The 18,284-nt window shown below is 71.2% G+C and carries 17 protein-coding genes, 1 tRNA gene and 1 pseudogene; 12 read left to right on the top strand and 7 right to left on the bottom strand.

What is annotated here, in order from left to right; all coding sequences use genetic code 11:
* Nucleotides 1–155: 155 nt before the first annotated feature.
* Both J3486_RS22820 and J3486_RS22815 read left to right on the top strand, forming a co-directional pair.
* The gene (locus J3486_RS22820; RefSeq protein ID WP_207823136.1) at nucleotides 156–815 is read left to right on the top strand and encodes an EboA domain-containing protein; all 660 of its coding nucleotides are present in this window, start codon (nucleotides 156–158) and stop codon (nucleotides 813–815) included.
* Nucleotides 816–925: 110 nt separating this feature from the next.
* Nucleotides 926–1,588 (top strand): DedA family protein, encoded by a 663-nt coding sequence (locus J3486_RS22815; protein ID WP_229378431.1) that lies wholly within the window; start codon nucleotides 926–928, stop codon nucleotides 1,586–1,588.
* A 149-nt stretch (nucleotides 1,589–1,737) separates the two neighbouring features.
* Here J3486_RS22815 and J3486_RS22810 read toward each other — a convergent pair whose 3' ends face one another.
* The 4 genes from J3486_RS22810 to J3486_RS22795 form a co-directional block, all read right to left on the bottom strand.
* Nucleotides 1,738–4,068, bottom strand: coding sequence for a hypothetical protein (locus tag J3486_RS22810; protein WP_207823134.1), 2,331 nt, complete (start codon nucleotides 4,066–4,068; stop codon nucleotides 1,738–1,740).
* Between the two features lie 157 nt (nucleotides 4,069–4,225).
* A complete protein-coding gene (locus tag J3486_RS22805) occupies nucleotides 4,226–4,639 on the bottom strand; it encodes a DNA-binding protein (protein ID WP_207823132.1) in 414 nt (137 codons plus the stop codon).
* Nucleotides 4,636–4,899, bottom strand: coding sequence for a CopG family transcriptional regulator (locus tag J3486_RS22800; RefSeq protein WP_207823130.1), 264 nt, complete (start codon nucleotides 4,897–4,899; stop codon nucleotides 4,636–4,638). Before J3486_RS22800 ends, J3486_RS22805 begins: the two co-directional genes overlap by 4 nt.
* A gap of 473 nt (nucleotides 4,900–5,372) precedes the next feature.
* Nucleotides 5,373–5,445, bottom strand: a tRNA-Arg gene (locus tag J3486_RS22795).
* Nucleotides 5,446–5,823: 378 nt separating this feature from the next.
* Here J3486_RS22795 and J3486_RS22790 point away from each other — a divergent pair.
* From J3486_RS22790 to J3486_RS22775, 4 genes are all read left to right on the top strand, one after another.
* Nucleotides 5,824–7,464: a dynamin family protein gene (locus tag J3486_RS22790; protein ID WP_207823128.1), complete on the top strand. Its 1,641-nt coding sequence runs from the start codon at nucleotides 5,824–5,826 to the stop codon at nucleotides 7,462–7,464.
* Between the two features lie 5 nt (nucleotides 7,465–7,469).
* Nucleotides 7,470–9,281: a YfjP family GTPase gene (locus J3486_RS22785; RefSeq protein WP_307804900.1), complete on the top strand. Its 1,812-nt coding sequence runs from the start codon at nucleotides 7,470–7,472 to the stop codon at nucleotides 9,279–9,281.
* A 178-nt stretch (nucleotides 9,282–9,459) separates the two neighbouring features.
* Nucleotides 9,460–9,915: a single-stranded DNA-binding protein gene (locus J3486_RS22780; RefSeq protein WP_207823126.1), complete on the top strand. Its 456-nt coding sequence runs from the start codon at nucleotides 9,460–9,462 to the stop codon at nucleotides 9,913–9,915.
* Between the two features lie 339 nt (nucleotides 9,916–10,254).
* Nucleotides 10,255–11,709, top strand: a complete 1,455-nt coding sequence (locus tag J3486_RS22775) for a Cys-Gln thioester bond-forming surface protein (RefSeq protein WP_207823124.1) — start codon at nucleotides 10,255–10,257, stop codon at nucleotides 11,707–11,709.
* Here the strand turns inward: J3486_RS22775 and J3486_RS22770 are convergent, their stop codons facing one another.
* Nucleotides 11,710–11,937 carry a hypothetical protein gene (locus J3486_RS22770; protein ID WP_207823122.1) on the bottom strand — a complete coding sequence of 76 codons (228 nt, stop codon included), beginning with the start codon at nucleotides 11,935–11,937 and terminating at the stop codon, nucleotides 11,710–11,712. It lies immediately after the preceding gene.
* A gap of 10 nt (nucleotides 11,938–11,947) precedes the next feature.
* Between J3486_RS22770 and J3486_RS44250 the strand changes: the two are divergent.
* The 5 genes and pseudogenes from J3486_RS44250 to J3486_RS22750 all read left to right on the top strand — a co-directional run.
* Nucleotides 11,948–12,064 (top strand): annotated as a pseudogene (locus tag J3486_RS44250) (GntR family transcriptional regulator); the annotation flags it as partial.
* Between the two features lie 35 nt (nucleotides 12,065–12,099).
* Nucleotides 12,100–12,348: a hypothetical protein gene (locus J3486_RS22765; RefSeq protein WP_207823120.1), complete on the top strand. Its 249-nt coding sequence runs from the start codon at nucleotides 12,100–12,102 to the stop codon at nucleotides 12,346–12,348.
* 282 nt (nucleotides 12,349–12,630) lie between these two features.
* Complete coding sequence (gene ettA / locus J3486_RS22760) at nucleotides 12,631–14,295, top strand: energy-dependent translational throttle protein EttA (protein ID WP_207823118.1); 1,665 nt, start codon at nucleotides 12,631–12,633, stop codon at nucleotides 14,293–14,295.
* Nucleotides 14,295–14,729: a thioesterase family protein gene (locus J3486_RS22755; RefSeq protein ID WP_207823116.1), complete on the top strand. Its 435-nt coding sequence runs from the start codon at nucleotides 14,295–14,297 to the stop codon at nucleotides 14,727–14,729. The genes ettA and J3486_RS22755 overlap by 1 nt, the downstream gene beginning before the upstream one ends.
* A 5-nt stretch (nucleotides 14,730–14,734) precedes the next feature.
* Nucleotides 14,735–15,421 (top strand): hypothetical protein, encoded by a 687-nt coding sequence (locus J3486_RS22750; RefSeq protein ID WP_207823558.1) that lies wholly within the window; start codon nucleotides 14,735–14,737, stop codon nucleotides 15,419–15,421.
* 48 nt (nucleotides 15,422–15,469) lie between these two features.
* On the opposite strand, the gene J3486_RS22745 is transcribed toward J3486_RS22750, so the two are convergent.
* Nucleotides 15,470–15,874: a globin gene (locus J3486_RS22745; protein WP_207823114.1), complete on the bottom strand. Its 405-nt coding sequence runs from the start codon at nucleotides 15,872–15,874 to the stop codon at nucleotides 15,470–15,472.
* An 83-nt stretch (nucleotides 15,875–15,957) separates the two neighbouring features.
* Here J3486_RS22745 and J3486_RS22740 point away from each other — a divergent pair, with 83 nt between their 5' ends.
* Nucleotides 15,958–16,932 (top strand): methyltransferase domain-containing protein, encoded by a 975-nt coding sequence (locus tag J3486_RS22740; RefSeq protein WP_207823112.1) that lies wholly within the window; start codon nucleotides 15,958–15,960, stop codon nucleotides 16,930–16,932.
* Nucleotides 16,933–17,016: 84 nt separating this feature from the next.
* Here the strand turns inward: J3486_RS22740 and J3486_RS22735 are convergent, their stop codons facing one another.
* Nucleotides 17,017–18,201 carry an FHA domain-containing protein gene (locus J3486_RS22735; protein WP_207823110.1) on the bottom strand — a complete coding sequence of 395 codons (1,185 nt, stop codon included), beginning with the start codon at nucleotides 18,199–18,201 and terminating at the stop codon, nucleotides 17,017–17,019.
* Nucleotides 18,202–18,284 lie beyond the last annotated feature (83 nt).

The following is an 18,284-nucleotide window of genomic DNA, read 5'->3' as shown; positions in this document are numbered from 1 at the left end:
GACGCGCCGCGGAGCTCCCCCCTCCTGCGCCGCGTCCTGCCGGCCCTCTTCGGCCCGGTGCCCGACGGCGACCACGCCGACGGGCCCCCGGCCGCGGAGGGCCGGCCTCTTTGCGGCGGAGGAACGGCCCAGCGGCAGAAGGAGACCGTACGCGCATGACCAACCCGCCCCTCGCCCCGGCCGTCGGTCCGGTGCACAGCGAACTGATCCGCCGCACCCTGCGCGAGCGGCTGGCGTCCGCCCTGCCCGAGCGTCTGCGCCGCACCCTGGACACCCAGCTGCGCACCGTGGCCGAACGCGGCCCCGGACCGCTGGACGAGCACTTCCTTGCGGCCGAACTCCGTTACGGGCGGGCCCCGTTGCCCGGCTGGGCCGGCTGGTCGGTCCCCGACGCCGTACGCACCCGGCTCCTCGCCGCACTGCCGCTGACCGGCACGGCCCTCGCCGAGGAAGCGGAACGCAGCTACGCGCGCGGAGCGCCGGGCGAGCGCAAGTCCGTACTCCTCGCCCTGCCCTTCCTGCCGGTCGGCGACGCCGCGGTGGGCATCGTCGAGGACGCGGTGCGCTCCGGCGACCCCCGGCTGCTCGCGGTCGCCCTCGGCCCGTACGCGGGCCGGCACCTGGACCAGGACAGCTGGCGCCGGGCGGTCCTGGCCTGCCTGTCCGCCGGGGTCGCCCTGACCCGGGTGGACCGGCTCGCGGACCGTCGCGACCCCGGACTCGCCCGCCTCGCCCAGGACTTCGCGGCCGGCCGCAGAGCCGCCCGCGGCCCCGTCCCCGACGACCTCTGGCTCATCGCCGGCGCCCTCCCCTAGGGGAGCCCGGGGGTTTCCCTGACCTTCACTCCGAAACGGTTGAATCTCCCTGTTACGTGTCAGTTTCTGGTTACGGAAGATGTCCTGGGTGACGAAGGACGGTGAGACGGATGGCCGACTGGAGCGGGAACTGGCTGTACGCCCTGATCGTGCTGACCGTGGTGCCGCCGATGGTGCCCAACTCCTGGCTGCTGGTGACCGCCGGCGCCCTGGCGGCGACGGGCCGCCTGAGTCTTGCCGCGGTGCTCCCGGTGGCCGTGTGCAGCGCGATCCTCGGCGACCTGCTGATCTACGGCGGCGCCCGGCGCTTCGGCGGCGGCCTGGTACGCCGCCTCAACCGCGGCCCACGCCGCCAGAAGGCCCTGGAGTGGGCCGCGGCCCGGATCGAGAGCTACGGCATCCCGTTCATCATCGCGGCCCGCTTCACCCCGAGCGGCCGCACCATCGGCATGTCCGCGGCCGGCCTCGTCCACTTCCGCCTCCGCCGCCTCCTGTACGCGTCCGCCGCCGCGGAGTCGGTCTGGGTCACGTACACGGTGGGCCTCGGCTACTTCGGCGGCACCACAGCGGGCGAGGGCCCCCGAGGCGTCCTCCTGGCCTTCGCCGTCTCAGCCACGGTGGCCACAGCGGTAGCCACCACCCAATGGATCCTCCGCCGCCGAAGGGGCCCTACGGCGGCGTCCCGCGTGGTGATGCGGAGGGAGGAGCGCCGGGGGGCGGAGAGGGTGGAGGGGGTGGTGCCGGAGGAATTGAATGAGGCAGGGGTTGATTAGCGGGACCAAGGGCGAGCGCGCCAGCCGACACCCCCACCCCAACATTCCGCCAACCGCTGACCGCCAACCGCCGTCCGCGCCCTCGCGCGCACCCTAGCCCTGCCCAGCCCAGCAAAACGGCCCCGCCGAAGCGGACCCCTGCGACCGTCCTACCCAGACAACGGGACGAGCCGCGGCGGCAGTTCACGGGGCGGGTTCGCGTACGCCGCATGTGCGCGCTCCTGCTCTCGGCGCCAGATGGCCATGAGGGCTTCGTCGGTCTGCGGCACGGCCAGGCTGAGTTGCTTGAGGATCGTCCGGAAGAATGGGACCGGTCCACCCGCCAGAGTGGTTACCAGGGCAGACAGCATCGGCGTATCGGCCGCAAGCCTGCGGTCGATCAAGGCCAGCCGCATGTGCAGGACGGCAGGCGTGATCCCGCTGTTCTCCAGTTCTGCCATGGAGATGGTCCGCCCCTGGGCCGCGACGTGGATCAGCTGACGAGTGAGCTGTTCGACCGGACGGTGTGTTGTGTTCTGCGGCGCTGACGAGAGCTGGGTCGGGATGGATTTCCTCAGCTCCGCCTTCGTCGCCTTCTGCTGTGCCTCGTACCGTGCCAAGAACTCGTTCTGGAGTTTTCTGAGGCTCGGCTTCTTCCCCTTCTTCTGCATTTTCTCCACGGTGGGTGGAAGGCCGGTGGGTCTGGTGGGTGTCGACGTCCGGTGAGCGATCAGTGCCTGTTCCAGCTCGTGAATGTGATGGTCACGACTTTGCTTGGCCGCTTCGATCCACTTGCGGTTCCCTCCAGTGGGCTGCTGGCCGAGCCAGACCGACGCCCCGTGCATGGCTGTGTTGATCTGCTGGCGCACGGCCTTGACCGGATGAGGTCCGAGGCGACGAAGGGTGGTGAGCAACTCACTGAGGCGGGGGTCCTCACGCCTGTTGAACAGGGTTGTGCTTCCCCTGAACGCCTTCTTGACGAGGTTCTTCTGCGCAGGCCGTGCGGGAGTCAGGGCGAGTCGGGGGCCCATGGCCCGGGACGGCTGACCGAATGCCGCGTAGGCGCGCTCGCGCTCGACTGCGGCCCACTGGTGAAGGCGTGTGGAGGTCTTGGCGTACGGAATTCCGAGTCGGTGCAGGATCTCGCCGAGGTAGGGCAGCGGGGCGTCGCCGTCGAGGACGAGGGCCGAGCGCACCGGCAGATACTCGGACAGCGGTGAGTCCACATCCACAAGGAGGTCACGGCGTTCGGTATCGGAGAGCTGCGAGGCTGTCACGCCGAGGCGAGAGGCAAGTTCCTCCCACGTAGTGGTCGCACCCAACCGGGCGAAGTCGGCCAGGGCCGTGCGGACTTCGGTGACCATGTCGACATGGGTGAGAACGCGCGGCTTGGTCGGCGAGGGTGTGGGCACGACGAGGGCGGGCTCGGCGGGCACCGGCGCGGTCGGCGCTCCCTGAGGCGGTGTCCAGAGCCCGGTCCGCTCGGCCTCGCGGGTGTTGAGACGCAGGCAGCGGTTCACCTCTACGACCCAGCCCTGGCCGTCCTCAAGCACCAGCATCCGAGCGGAGTCGGGCACGCCGTACACGTGGTCGGCCGATGGCGGGCCGCTGTCTGCGGGGAGAGAGAGTGCGGCTCTGACAATGGGACTGTCGGTCGGCCGTACATCGGCGGTGATGAGACGGCGGCCCGTGGCGGCGAAGGGTGTGTCCAGGAGGGGCCTGGCCTCGTCGATGGGCCGGAAGACGAGCCCGCCCGCGAGGGGGAACGAGGGGAGCTGCGGTCGCGGGCGCGATATGCGGATGGTTTCGACGCGAGGCGTGGACAGTCCGGTGGACGTGAGGGTGCAGTCGCCCAACGGAGTCCAGGTGACACTGCGGTCCCGGGCCTCCGTGCCGATGTGGACGTGGCGCTCACCGCCGACCGTTTCGAGGCGTACACGCAGGAAATAGGCGTCGCAGTCGAGGAGTTCGCGGGTGGCCGGGACGTCCGATCTGAACACCCAGTCGACACCGCCGGGGGCCTTCGGACGCAGGGCGTCGGTGTGGCGGCGCCAGGCGGGATAGTCGCAATGGGTGAGCTGGAAGCGGATGATGCGGCTGGTATGCGGAAGGTAGACGTCGACAGCGTCGCCGGGCCCGGTCCCGAGGTCGCGGGTCTGTATGTCACCACGTATGTGCTGCTTGCTCAGCAGCCGTTGCATGCCGCGTTTGATGAAGAGGTGGTCCGCGCTGGACTCGCCGTTGGCGGCGCGGTGGCAGACGGGAGCGCTGGGGTGGTGGGCGAAGTGGCAGACCTTCTCGGTGTAGCGACGATCACTCAACTCGGCTCCGCATCCACCCAGTTGATGCCCGCACCAGTAGCTGTAGGTGGGGTGTGCCTTGCGCCAGAGGTCTAGCTCGTGGGCGTCCATCGGAAGGATGACCGGGTGGTCGGAGTTCTTGTGTCCGATGACGGCGGTTTGTACGCGGCGGTGGTCGAGAACGTGCTGGGTCGTCGACATGGGTCTGCCTCGCAGTTCGGTGCGGCCCGTGGGGTGACCTGCGTACGGCTTTGGGGTGCGGGTCCAAGCACCGACGGTGGTGGGGCTGCCGACGGGGCGTGGGGGTCGGGATGGGGCAGAAGCGGTGGGAACGCCGCAGTGCTGTGGAGAGCTGGGCTCAGACCTTGATGACGGTGACGCGCGCCCCGCACAGGGCGGCGAGATCTTCGGGGTCCGAGGTCAGGATGGTGACGGGTCCGGGGGCGGCCAGGGCGGTGGCGCTGAGCATGGCGTCAATGGCGTACTTGTGCCCGTGCAGCCCTGCGTCGGCCAGAAGTCCAGCGGCTCGGCGGGCGATCGGTTCGGTTACCGGCTCGACAATCAGGCGGGACAACGTCCATTCCAGAGCCGGCCGGTTGATGCGGGGATGGACCACCTCTACGAGAGTGGCGGCGGAGGTGATGACACGGAGGTCGTCGGCGCGGGCCAGGGCGAGCCACGTGGTGACCGTCCGGTCGCGCAAGACGGCCTTGGTCAGTCCCTCGCTGTCCAGGACGAGGGTGCCACCGGGGGCTGCGGGTGAGCGGTTCATGCGGCGTTGGCCCCGCCGCGGTTCTGCTCCTGCCGGGCCTGGTGAAGCTGATCGCGCAGCGCCTGGATCTCGTCGTCCGTGATAGGGCCGTGTTCGGCCTCGGCGACCTGGATGAGTTCATTGAGGTTGTCGCGCTCGATCTGGCGGGCGACGGCCGCAGCGACGTAGGCGGACAGTCCGGAGGGGCCGCTGCGGGTTCGGGCGGCTTCCGCGATGTCGCGCGGCATGGTGATCGAGTACTTACCAGTAGGCTCGCTCATGCCACCGATCCTACCTTGCATACTCCCCGAGAGTGCAGAATCGGACGAGTAACCTGACCCGTCTGCACTATTGGCCCTGACCTGCAGTTTTATCTAGGTCAGGGCTACTTGTTGTCGTGGTGGGCGTGCCCGGTTGCATGAGTTCCCGCGGGTGTGGTGGATCTGCAGTGGCGTACGGGAACGGACCTGCGCACTGTGTTCCGAATAAAGGGAAGAGCGGTTGGCGATGACTGGGCCGCTGACGTAAAGGCCGACCTCGCCGGGCGCTTCTCCGTGGACTCCAGGGTGCCGTCCTTGGCGGGCAGGTCACAGACCTCGAACTCGCTGGAACTGGTGCGCCGACGGGGTTGCGCGCGTTCTGAGCGCCCGTACAACGAGAGCGTCTCCGGCACCCACTCCGCATCTGCTCTGCATGGACCGCAACGGTCATGCCGCCATCCGGCGACGCGCCCGCAGACCAGCCATGTTCTGGGCGCCCCCGGCAGGACTCGAACCTGCGGCCAAGCGCTTAGAAGGCGCCTGCTCTATCCACTGAGCTACGGGGGCCGGTGTGTGGCCGTTGGCTTGGACGGGCGGATGTGGGGGTGATCCGTGACCTTGCCGGGGACAAGGATAGGGCTCCCGGGTCCCTGTCCTTGCTGCTTCGCCTCCGTGGCTCGATGTGGAGGTTCAGTGAAGCGGAACTGATAATCGCAGGTAGGTGCGAATCGTGCATCGCTTTTGGCGACTCACGCCCCGGGTGTTGTGCACTCGTTATGCCTGCGCCCCCTCTCTCCCCTTCCGTCCCGCTGTGCGCTTCCTGTGACGTATCGCGCCCCTTTCGGGGCGCCTTCGATGGTCCTCCTGGCGTGTTCTGGCGTCTTATCGGCGCGCAGGTGCGCTCATATGCTTCAGAAAGACACCAAAATTGGGCATTCTTCGCATGTGGTGACCTTGGACGTACGGCCTCAGCTGCTCGACGCACTTACCGCGCTGCGCGACCGTGTCGCCGCCGCGCGCTTCCCGCTCCCCCTCGCAGGGGCGCCACGCGCGCGTGCCAACAGAAACGAGTTGCTCGCACAGCTCGACGACTACTTGGTGCCCCGGTTGCAGGCCCCCGAAGCGCCCTTGCTGGCCGTGATCGGCGGGTCCACGGGCGCCGGCAAGTCCACACTCGTGAACTCGCTCGTGGGGCGCGTGGTGAGCGAGGCCGGGGTGTTGCGGCCGACCACACGGACCCCGGTGCTCGTCTGCCACCCCGACGACCACCACTGGTTCTCCGGGATGCGCGTCCTGCCCGACCTCACGCGCGTGTGGGTGCCCCGGCAGGTCGAGGGCGAGGGGCCCGAGGACGAGGACGACGACGCGCTGACGCCCGTACTGGAGGACGGGGAGCGGGTGCTCAGGGTCGAGACCGCGGGGACGTTGCCGCAGGGGCTCGCGTTGCTCGACGCGCCCGACATCGACTCCCTGGTGGACGAGAACCGGCTGCTCGCCGCGCGGCTCGTGAGCGCCGCCGACGTGTGGATCATGGTGACCACCGCGTCCCGGTACGCCGACGCCGTGCCATGGCATCTGCTGCGTACCGCCAAGGAGTACGACGCCAGCCTGGTGACCGTGCTCGATCGGGTGCCGCACCAGGTCGTCACCGAAGTGTCGCGACAGTACGGGGCCCTGCTCACCAAGGCCGGGCTCGGCGAGGTGCCGCGGTTCACCGTTCCCGAGCTGCCCGAATCCACCGGGAACGGCGGCCTGCTGCCCGCCACCGCCGTCGCGCCCCTGCGCGCCTGGCTCACCCACCGCGCCCAGGACCCCGACGCGCGCGCCCTCGCCGTGAGCCGTACCGCGCGCGGCGTCCTCGACTCGCTCAAGGCCCGGATGCCGGAGCTGGCCGCCGCGGTCGCCGCCCAGCACTCGGCCGCCGTACGGCTCACCACCGCGGTCGAGGAGGCGTACGAGAGCGAGCACGCGCGCGTGCGCAACAGGCTGCAAGCAGGAGGGGTGCTCGCGGGAGACGCCCTCAAGCGGTGGCGCAGCTATCCCCTGGACTGTTCGGCGGGGGAGCTGCTCGACGCGCTCGTGGGGAGCCTGAGCGCCCTGCTGGTGTGCGCGGTGAGCGCCGCCGACGCGCGCGTGGACGAGGCCTGGCGGCGCGAACCCGGTGGTGGCGCGCCCGAGCTGGCCGACCGGGACCCGGAGTTGGAGAGCGCGGAGCACCGCATCGGGATGGCCGTACGACGGTGGCGGCGGGTCCTGGAGGAGTACGCCGAGGAAGAGGTGCGGGCCGTCGGCGAGCTGCAGGGCGCCACGCCGCCCGAGCCCGAGGTCGTCGCCGCCCTGGTCGCCACCGCGCTGCTCGGCGGTCGCCGGGCCAGGGCCGCCGGCGAGAACCTCGCCGAGCGGATCGGCGCCCAGGGCGCCCTGCGCCTGCGGGACCGCGGTGGGCGGCTGCTCAGCGAGTACCTGGACACCGTGCTCGGCGCGGAACGCGAACGCCGGCTCGCGCCGCTCGACGGGCTCGGCGTCACCCCGGAGCCACAGGCCGAACTGATCGCGGCCCTTTCGCTGCTGCAGAAGGAGAGGTGAAGGCGGTGACCGCCGTCACGGATCACGACACCGACCACACCGGGGGCCCCGAGGGCGGCGCCTGGGACGACGGGCTCATCGCGCGGCGCGCCGCCGGGCAGCCGGGCGACCTCCTGGAGGCACCGCACGCGCCGGCGGGCCCGGGAACGTCCGACGACACCCACCTGAAGCAGCGCCTCGACGCACTGCGCGAACTCGTCGGACTGTCCCGTACGCGGCTCGACGGGGCGACCCTCGCCGAGGCGGGGCGGGTGCTCGACGAGGCCGCCACCCGGCGCAGACTCTCCGCGCGGCACACCGTGGTGGCCGTCGCGGGGGCCACGGGGAGCGGAAAGTCGACCCTGTTCAACGCCCTCGCCGGCGTACCGCTGTCGGAGACGGGGCTGCGCCGGCCCACCACCTCCGCGCCGATCGCCTGCAGCTGGACCGACGGCGCGGCGGGGCTGCTCGACCGGCTCGGCATCCCGGGGCGCTCGCGGCGCCGCCCGCTGCAGGGGCAGATCGGGGACGCGCCGCTCGAAGGGCTCGTCCTCGTCGACCTGCCCGACCACGACTCCGCGGCGCCCGCCCACCGCGAGCAGGTCGACCGGGTGCTCGCCCTCGTGGACGCGGTGATCTGGGTCGTCGACCCCGAGAAGTACGCCGACGCGATGCTCCACCAGCGCTACCTGCGGCCCATGGCGGGCCACGCCGAGGTGATGTTCGTCGTCCTCAACCAGGTCGACCGGCTGCCCGGCGACGCCGCCGAACAGGTCCTCGACGACCTACGACGCCTCCTCGACGAGGACGGCATCGCGCTCGGCGAACACGGCGAACCCGGCGCCACCGTGCTGCCGCTGTCCGCGCTGACCGGCGAGGGAGTCGGCGAACTGCGCGACGCCCTCGACCAGTTCGTCACCGAGCGGCAGGCCGCGGCGCGCCGGATCGGCGCCGACGTGGACGCCGCCGCGATCCGGCTGCGGCCCGTGTACGCGGCCGGACGACAGGTCGGACTGAGCGAGGCGGCCCGAGAGGAGTTCGCCGACCGGCTCGCCGACGCGGTCGGCGCGGCGGCCGCGGGACAGGCCGCCGAACGGGCCTGGGCGCGCGGGGCCAACAAGGCGTGCGGCACACCCTGGCTCAGGCTCTGGCGGTGGTACGAGGCCCAGCGCGCCGCCACCGCGAGCACTCCGGCCACCGTGCCGCCCGCCGACGAGGAGGCCACGGCGCGCCAGCGCGTCGAGCACGCCGTACGGGCCGTCGGTGACGCGGCGGCGACCGGGCTGCCCGACGCATGGGCCCAGGCCGTGCGGGAGGCCGCCGTGCGCGGCGCCGAGGGGCTGCCGCAGGCGCTCGACGAGCTGGCGGTGACGGCGGGCGCGCCGGACGCGGGGAGCCGGTCGGCGGGGTCGACCGGGTCACGTGCCGGGGCCGGCATCGGTGCTGGCGTCGGTGCGGGGCTCGGCGGGCGTCCGCCGCGGCCGGGGTGGTGGCCGGTCGCGGTCCTCGCCCAGGCCTCCATGACGATTCTTCAGATCCTGGGCGGGCTCTGGCTGTTGGGGCAGATCCTCGGGGTCCTGTCACCCAACCTCGGGGTGCCGGTGCTGATGATGCTCGCCGGGATCGTGGGCGGGCCGTGCGTGGAGTGGGCGTGCCGGTTCGCGGCGAAGGGGCCCGCCCGGCGGTACGGGCAGGAGGCGGAGCGGCGCCTGCGGGACGCGGCGGCGGCCTGCGGCAGGGCCCGAGTGCTGGACCCGGTCGCGGCGGAGCTGCTGCGGTACCGGGAGGTGCGGGAGCAGTACGCACGGGTGGTCGGGTTTTCCACAACCGGGCGGTAGGCCACAGGCGTCGGCGGGGATCGCGGGGCGGGGGCAGTCTGGGGAGCGCGGTTCGGGAACGGCCCGGACCGCGCTGACCAGGCGTGAACAGGATGTTCGTGGCCTGGTGTGGCACGGCAGGACCAGGCGTGACCGGCGTGTTCGGACACGTTGTGGGAACAGGGGAGGGGCGTACGCCATGAACGAGACGCTGTTGACAGTGGTGGGGAACGTCGCGACGACGCCGGTCTACCGGGAGTTGCCGACCGGGCCGGTGTCCCGCTTCCGGCTCGCGGTGACCCCACGCCGCTTCGACCGGGTGCGCAACGAATGGGTGGACGGCCACACCAACTTCTTCACGGTGTGGGCCAACGGCCCGCTCGGGGCCAATGTGCAGGGCTCCATCACCATCGGCGAACCCGTCATCGTGCAGGGCCGGTTGAAGGTGCGCGACGAGGAGCGCGGCGGCCAGCACTGGACCTCGGCGGACATTCAGGCGAGCGCGGTGGGGCACGACCTGTCCCGCGGCACGTCGGCGTTCCGGCGGGCCGTCCGGCGGGCGGTGACCGCGGCCGAGGAGCAGGCACAGGCACGTGGGGAGCAAGAGGCCCTGGACGAGCCGTCGTTCGAGATCGAGCCGGAGCCGGTGGGGTGAAGCACGGGGGAACGGTGGTGTCGGTGATGTGGCGATAAGCCTGCTTCACATGCGATTTCGGCGATAACGATTCCGAGTCGGATCGCCCGCCGGGCGGCAGCTCTGTGAGTCGGCACAGCCCACGTCCATAGGATGCGGGCGGAGTTCCTGGGTTCGAAGATGCGTCCTAGGACTCCGCGAGTTCTTGGAGCTCCAGGGGCTTCACGGGCTCCGAGAGCTCCACGGGCTTCACGGGCTTCAGGGGCTCAAGAGCCAGCCGAGTCGCAGTGGTTGGCATTGATTCTGCCGGCGGGACACCACCCCCCATGTGTCAACACGTCCTGCCTGAAAGGGAATTACGTGTTTTCAGTGTTCACGCGGGTTGCCCGGCGCGGGCGGTCCACCGCCCGGATCGCCGCGGCGGCCCTGGTGTCGGGGCTCGTGGCGGCCGGCGCGATATCCGGCGCGGGCTCGGCCCAGGCACTCGACGGCGTCGACGGAGTCAAGGAGCAGGGCGGCGCGAGCGCCGTCATCAGCGGCTTGGACGTGCACGGGACGGCCGTCGTGCACGAGAACGGCACGGACGAGAAGGTCACCGCAGGCCTCTTCCGGATGACCGTCGACGGCGGCGGCATGCTCCAGACGTACTGCATCGACATCCACAACCCGACGCAGACGGACGCCAGGTACCAGGAGACCTCCTGGAGCGGCACCTCGCTGAGCGGCAACAAGGACGCGGGCCGGATCCGCTGGATCCTGCAGAACTCGTACCCGCAGGTCAACGATCTCGCCGCGCTGGCGCGCAAGGCCGGGGCCAGGAGCCTCACCGAGGCGGACGCCGCGGCCGGCACCCAGGTCGCCATCTGGCGCTACTCGGACGACGCCGACGTCGAGGCCGTCAGTCCCGCCGCCGAGAAGCTCGCCGACTATCTGCAGCACAGCGCGCGTCCCCTCGCCGAGCCGCGGGCCTCGCTGACGCTGACGCCGCAGGCGGTCTCCGGTCGTCCGGGGGAGCGGCTCGGCCCGGTCAGGGTGCGCACGAACGCCGACGCCGTCGGGGTGACGCCGCCCGCCGAGGCCGCCGCGGAGGGCGTGCGGATCGTCGACAAGAAGGGTGAGCCGGTCACGGCCGCGGTCGACGGCAGCAGCCTCTACTTCGACATACCCGAGGACGCGGACGCGGGTTCGGCCGAACTCGCCGTGCAGGCCTCCACGACCGTGCCGGTTGGCCGCGCCTTCACCTCCGACACCCGCAGCCAGACGCAGATCCTCGCGGGCTCCAGCGAGTCCACGGTCTCCGCGAGCGCGACGGCGACCTGGGCGCGGCAGGGCGCCGTGCCCGCGCTGTCCGCACACAAGAACTGCGACAAGAGCGGCATCGACATCACGGTGGCGAACACGGGGGACAAGCCGTTCACGTTCCGCCTGATGGGCACGCGGCACACCGTCCCCGCCGAGGCGACGCGGACGGTGACCATACCGCTGCAGGAGGACCAGGCCTACGACTTCACGATCGAGGGCCCGCACGGCTTCGAGAAGCGGCTGCGCGGCATCCTCGACTGCCGCACGACGTCCGCGGTGGCCACCACCGACGACGGCCTGAGAACCCAGACGACGACCCAGCCGAGCCCCGCATCGGTCGGCGGCACGGGCGCCTCCGGCACGGACCTGGCGGAGACGGGCGCGTCGAACGCGACCCCGCTGATCGCGGGCGCGGCCATCGTCCTCGTCCTGCTCGGCGGGGCCGCGCTGATCTTCGTACGCAGGAAGAAGACACCGGCGGACGGGGCGGCCGGAACCCCCGGCGAGGAGTGATCAGGGGCCGTCCCGCTCGATGAGGGTGCCGTCGGGCCCCACGGAGTAGCAGCGGGGCGGGCCCATGGCCTTCAGGGCTGTGCGCAACCGGGCTTCCACCGCCGCCGGAGTCATTTCGGGGGCGGAGCCCTGGGCGTCCCGTACATCCCCTGCATCCCGCACGCGGAAGCCGTGCAGGGGGATCGTCTCCGCTTCGAGGTCGTCAGGCTCGGGACGGCCCTCCTCCACGAAGCCGCAGAGTCGGCGGACGTACTACAGCGACCAGGGCAGGCCCGTAGAGACCGCGGACATCGTGGTGCCTGCCGCCCTGTGCGAGATCGTTTACGAGATCCTCGTCAATCCGAATCCTCGCTAGGCACGGGCGTCCGCCCTCCAAGTAGGTTCTCGCGAGTGACCTCTACGCCTGAATCCGTCGACAGCCGTGAAGATCTGGCGGCCTTCGTTCGCGCCCTGCTTCGCAGCCATGCCGAAGAGAGGAGTGCTTGGGAGAACGCGGACCTCCCCAGCTTCCTGGAGGCTCTGGCCGCGTGGATCGATGACGCGGGCGGTTGGTACGACAACGCCGGCCGCGAGCTGCCTGCCGATGGTGACTGGCGGTTCTTCGCGCGAGCTCTGCGGGCGGCCACCGTCTACGAGTGATCCAGGGGCGGCGGTGAAGGGGTGCGGATTGGCGTCACGAAGATCGTTCCTGGGCCGTCCGTGGGCCGTGCGACGTTGGCCGAGGCCGACAATCAGCGACCGTCAGTGACAGACCCGCTACGATCGTTCGCCCCGAACCCCCAGCTCAGGGCCACAGGGCGATACGCGTTTTCGCCTGGCACTGGCGATGCGGCAAGATGGGGTGTATCTGCCCTCACGCGGTGGAGACCGCAGTACGCGGGCCCCTTACGCGACCACACTTCGACTGCCGGACGGTTTCTCTTGGCTGAGTTCATCTACACCATGCGCAAGACGCGCAAGGCGCACGGCGACAAGGTGATCCTCGATGACGTCACCCTGAACTTCCTGCCGGGAGCGAAGATCGGCGTCGTCGGTCCGAACGGTGCCGGTAAGTCGACGGTCCTGAAGATCATGGCGGGTCTTGAGCACCCGTCGAACGGTGACGCGTTCATCACCCCCGGGTTCAGCGTCGGCATCCTCATGCAGGAGCCGAAGCTCGACGAGTCCAAGACCGTTCTGGAGAACGTGCAGGACGGCGCCGCCGAGATCATGGGCAAGCTCAAGCGCTTCAACGAGGTCGCCGAGCTCATGGCGACCGACTACAGCGATGAGCTCATGGAGGAGATGGGCAAGCTCCAGGAGGACCTCGACCACGCCGACGCGTGGGACCTCGACGGTCAGCTGGAGCAGGCCATGGACGCCCTGGGCTGCCCGCCCGGCGACTGGCCCGTCACCAACCTCTCCGGTGGTGAGAAGCGCCGCGTCGCGCTCTGCAAGCTCCTCATCGAGGCGCCCGACCTGCTGCTCCTCGACGAGCCCACCAACCACCTCGACGCCGAGTCCGTGAACTGGCTGGAGCAGCACCTCGCCCAGTACAAGGGCGCCGTCGTTGCCGTCACCCACGACCGGTACTTCCTCGACAACGTCGCCGAGTGGATCCTCGAGCTCGACCGCGGGCGGGCCATTCCCTACCAGGGCAACTACTCCACGTACCTGGAGAAGAAGTCCGAGCGCCTCAAGGTCGAGGGCAAGAAGGACGAGAAGCGGCAGAAGCGGCTCAAGGAAGAGCTGGAGTGGGTGCGGTCCAACGCCAAGGGGCGGCAGACCAAGTCCAAGTCGCGTCTGGCCCGTTACGAGGAAATGGCCGCCGAGGCCGAGAAGATGCGGAAGCTGGACTTCGAGGAGATCCAGATCCCGCCGGGCCCGCGCCTGGGCAGCATCGTGGTCGAGGTCCAGAACCTCAGCAAGGCCTTCGGCGAGAAGGTGCTCATCGACGACCTGTCGTTCACGCTGCCGCGCAACGGCATCGTCGGCGTCATCGGTCCGAACGGTGCCGGTAAGACCACCCTGTTCAAGATGATCCAGGGCCTTGAGACGCCGGACTCCGGCTCCATCAAGGTCGGCGAGACCGTCAAGATCAGTTACGTCGACCAGGGCCGCGCCAACATCGACCCGAAGAAGACCCTGTGGGCGGTCGTCTCCGACGAGCTCGACTACATCAATGTCGGGCAGGTCGAGATGCCGTCGCGGGCGTACGTCTCCGCCTTCGGCTTCAAGGGCCCGGACCAGCAGAAGCCGGCCGGGGTGCTCTCCGGTGGTGAGCGCAACCGCCTCAACCTGGCGCTGACCCTCAAGCAGGGCGGCAACCTGCTGCTCCTCGACGAGCCGACCAACGACCTCGACGTCGAGACCCTCAGCAGCCTGGAGAACGCGCTTCTCGAGTTCCCGGGTGCGGCCGTGGTCGTCTCCCACGACCGCTGGTTCCTGGACCGGGTGGCCACGCACATCCTCGCGTACGAGGGTGACTCCAAGTGGTTCTGGTTCGAGGGCAACTTCGAGTCGTACGAGAAGAACAAGATCGAGCGGCTCGGCCCGGACGCCGCCCGTCCGCACCGCGCCACCTACAAGAAGCTGACCCGCGGCTGATGGCTCGCCACGTATACGCCTGCCCCCTGCGCTGGGCGGACATGGACGCGTACGGCCACGTCAACAATGTGGTCTTTCTTCGGTACCTCGAAGAAGCACGCATCGACTTCCTGTTCCGTCCGGACAAGGACTTCCAGCAGGGGTCCGTCGTGGCGCGCCATGAGATCGACTACAAGCGGCAGTTGGTCCACCGGCACCGCCCGGTGGCCATCGAGCTGTGGGTCACCGAGATACGGGCGGCCTCGTTCACCCTCACCTACGAGGTGAAGGACGAGGACGTGGTGTACGTGCGCGCGTCCACCGTCATCGTGCCCTTCGACTTCGAGGCGCAGCGGCCCCGGCGGATCACCGCCGAGGAGCGCGAGTTCCTGGAGGAGTACCGGGACGACGTGAAGGACGACGCCGAGGGTGACGCGGGGGCGCTCGCCGCATGAGCAGCGTGCCCGTGCTGTATTTCGCCGATGCCGGGGAGGCGGCGGACCTCGCCGCCTTCCTGGGTCGGCTGCTGCACTACGACAAGGCGGCCGCCGTACGGCTGCAGGCGCAGGCCGGTGGGCAGGCGCTCGCGGTGTTCGGGCGGCCGCCTTCGTTCGAGGTGCTGGCGATCCGTGCGGCCCGGCTGCTGAAGCCGTACGAGAACGGGATCGACGACTCCCTGGACGTCACCGTGTCCGCGGGGGAGCTGCTCGACTCCGTGGACGAGAGCGCGGCCAGTGCCCTGGTCCCCGCCGCCGTCACCGGTCCGCCGTGGGCCGGGGTGCTGCCCCCGCGCGGCGGCTGGGAGCGGGTCGAGGACTTCCCCGGCGCCGATGAGCTGCGCGGCCTCGTGAAGGCCGCCGTGGGTGAATTCCGGGCGCGGGTCGAGGAGTTGGCGCCCGAGGCGCGCACCCGCACCGAGCTCGACCGGATCGGCCGCACCATCTGGTCGCGCGAGATCGGGGCGAGCGGAGCACCGGTGCGCATCGCGCACGCCGCGGTCTCGCTCGGATTTCTGCGGGGGCCGTCCGTGGACCTGCTCGCCTCGGGGCCCTGGGTCCGGCTGCGTACGGCCTACGGTTCCGTCGCGGTCCGGCGCAGTGCCGCCGGAGCCTCCGGGCTCGGCGGGCTCGCCGTCACACCTGCCTGAGCGCCTGCCTGAGTGCCCGCCTGAGCCCCGGCCGCCCGGGGCCTGGTCTCAGCCCGCCGTGTTGACCATCGACGCCGCCGCGTACGTCAGGTAGTTCCACAGCGTCCTCTCGTGCTCCTCGGAGAGGCCGAGCTCGTCGACCGCGTCCCGCATGTGCTTCAGCCACGCGTCGTGCGCCGCGCGGTCGACCTGGAACGGGGCGTGCCGCATCCGCAGCCGCGGGTGCCCGCGGTGGTCGCTGTACGTGCGCGGGCCGCCCCAGTACTGCATCAGGAACAGGGCGAGCCGCTCCTCGGCCGGGCCCAGATCCTCCTCCGGGTACATCGGGCGGAGCAGCGGGTCCTGGGCGACGCCCTCGTAGAAGCGGTGCACGAGGCGGCGGAAGGTCTCCTCGCCACCCACCTGCTCGTAGAAGGTCTGCTCCTGGAGTGTGTCGCGCGGGGTCTCAGTCACCCCTCCATGGTCTCAGACGGACCGGTCCAGGACTTGGGGCGTAGGACCTCGCTGAATCGGCGCGCGCGCAGCACAGTGGACATATGGGTGCAGAGCGGGGAGCCGAGGAACTGGCCGCACGGGCGCGGGCCGCGCTCGTCCGGGAGATCGCCGAGAGCGGGATCTGGGCCGGGGACCCGCGCTGGCGCGCGGCGTTCGAGCGGGTGCCGCGCCATCTCTTCGTGCCGTACTACTTCGTGGGCGTGCCCGGCGGCTACGAACGGCTCTGGGCGCAGGACCCCGATCCGTCGCGGCGCGACCGGTGGCTGCGCGGGGCCTACGCGGATCAGCCGCTCGCCACCCGGCTGCGGGACGGGGAGCTCGTCTCGTCCAGCAGCCAGCCGTCGCTGATGGCCCGGATGCTCGTCGACCTCGATGTGCGCGACGGGGACCGGGTGCTGGAGATCGGGGCCGGGACCGGGTACAACGCCGCGCTGCTGGCGCACCGGCTGGGCGACCGGTACGTGACGACCGTCGACCTCGAACCGGAGATCACCGAGTCCGCCCGCGCGCATCTGGCCGCCGCCGGGTACCGGCCCGCCGTCGTCACCGGGGACGGGGCCCGCGGGTGCGCCGAGCGGGCGCCCTACGACCGGATCATGGCCACCTGCGCGCTGCGGGCCGTGCCGGGGGCCTGGCTTGAGCAGTGCGTGCCCGGGGCGCGGATCCTGACGCCGCTGTCGACCGGGCTGCTCGCTCTCGACGTGCAGGAGGGCGGGGTCGCCGAGGGGCGGTTCCTGCGGACGCCCGCGTACTTCGTCGCGCTGCGCGGGAGTGGCGGTGGTGGGGCGGCGGTGCCCACCGGGGGGCTGCCCCGGCGCGTGGTGCAGGACGAGTCGTTCCGGTTCCTGCTGACCCTGACCGCGGGGCGCATGGATCCCCGTGAGGCGCTCGCGCTGTGGGAGCGGGAGGAGCGGCCGGTGCGGGAGCGGTACGGGGTGACCGTCAGTGACGGGCGGGGCTGGGCCTGGCTGGATGATCCGGGCGGGCCCTATGTGTGGGGGCTGGGGGAGGCGTGAGCGGGTGGGGGGGTGAGCCCGCGGACCTTCGGAGCTGCTCGCCGCCGTTTCCCGCGCCCTTCGCGGGGCGCGGGAAACGGGCTGTCAGCCCCGGTGGATCGTGATCGTCGTCCAGGCGCCGACGTGCACCCTGTCGCCGTCCTGGAGCGGGATCGGGACGAACGGCTGGATCGGTTCCTCACCGCCGTTGACCGTCGTGCCGTTCGTCGAGTTCTGGTCGACGACCGCCCACGTGCCGTCCGGCTGCTGGACCAGGACCGCGTGCTGGTGCGAGACGCCCGGGTCCTCCGGCGGCACCGACAGGTCGATGTCGGGGGTGTCACCGGTGGAGTGGCGGCGGCGGCCGATCGTGATCTGGTTGCCGACCAGCGTGCGCTGCTGCTCCGGGGAGTACGCGGGCAGGTTGAGCCCCGACGCCTCGGGGCCGCTGCGCTGCATCATCGCCATGAAGTAGTCGCGGTCCGGGCCGATCGTCGCCGACCACGTCACCGGGCCCTGCGGCTGCTGGGGCTGCTGCGGCGGGTAGCCGTAGCCGGCCGGCGGGGGCTGCTGCTGGTAGCCCTGCTGCGGGCCCTCGGGCGCGGTCGAGGGCGCCGACGGCGTCGACGGCGGGGAGATCATCCAGTCGTCGCCGTTGGTGCCGGGGCCGCCGAACGACGGGTTCGGGGGCGGAGGCGGCTGCATCGGACCCGGCTGCATCGGTCCGGGCGGGCCCGGAGGCGCGGGGGCCGGAGCCGCCGGCTGCTGCTGGAAGGCCTGCGGGACGCCGCCGCCCGTGCCGCCAGGACCCGGCGGGAACGGCGCGGGCCCCGAGGGCTCGCTGCCGAACGGGCTCGGCGGGATCGGCTCGGCGGGCCGGTTGACCTGCGAGGGGCGCGAGCCCTGGTACTCGTACGGGTCCTGGCTCTGCGGCGGCTGCTGGAAGCGCAGCGCCGGGTTCGGGCCCTGCGGGCCGCCGCCGGACGTGGGCAGCGGCGGGTTCGGGGCCGCCGGGGTGTACGACGTCGCCGTGTTCGTGAGGAAGTTCCAGCGGCACTCCTCGCAGAACGGGGCGCCGCCCTCACGCGGCGTACGGCACTGCGGGCACAGCTCGGGCGCCCCGCCCCCGCCGTGCGGCGCCTGGGGCGCGGGCGGCTGCTGGGGGTAGCCGTAACCGGCGGCCGGAGGCGGCGGCGGAGGGGGCGGGGGCACGGCACCGGCCATGCGGTGACCGCAGACCTCGCACCAGTCGTCGGAACCCGACTGGTGTCCGTTCGGGCAGGTCGGCATGTCGGCGCTTCCCCCTCTCCTTCAGGTGCAAGCCGGGCTTGCGGTAGTACGTGGCTGCTTGCGCGTGGAGCCGCTTGTCAGCT

It is taken from the genome of Streptomyces sp. VRA16 Mangrove soil (assembly GCF_017377775.1).
Classification (GTDB): Bacteria; Actinomycetota; Actinomycetes; order Streptomycetales; family Streptomycetaceae; genus Streptomyces.
This window is presented reverse-complemented; position numbering and strand designations above follow the sequence as displayed.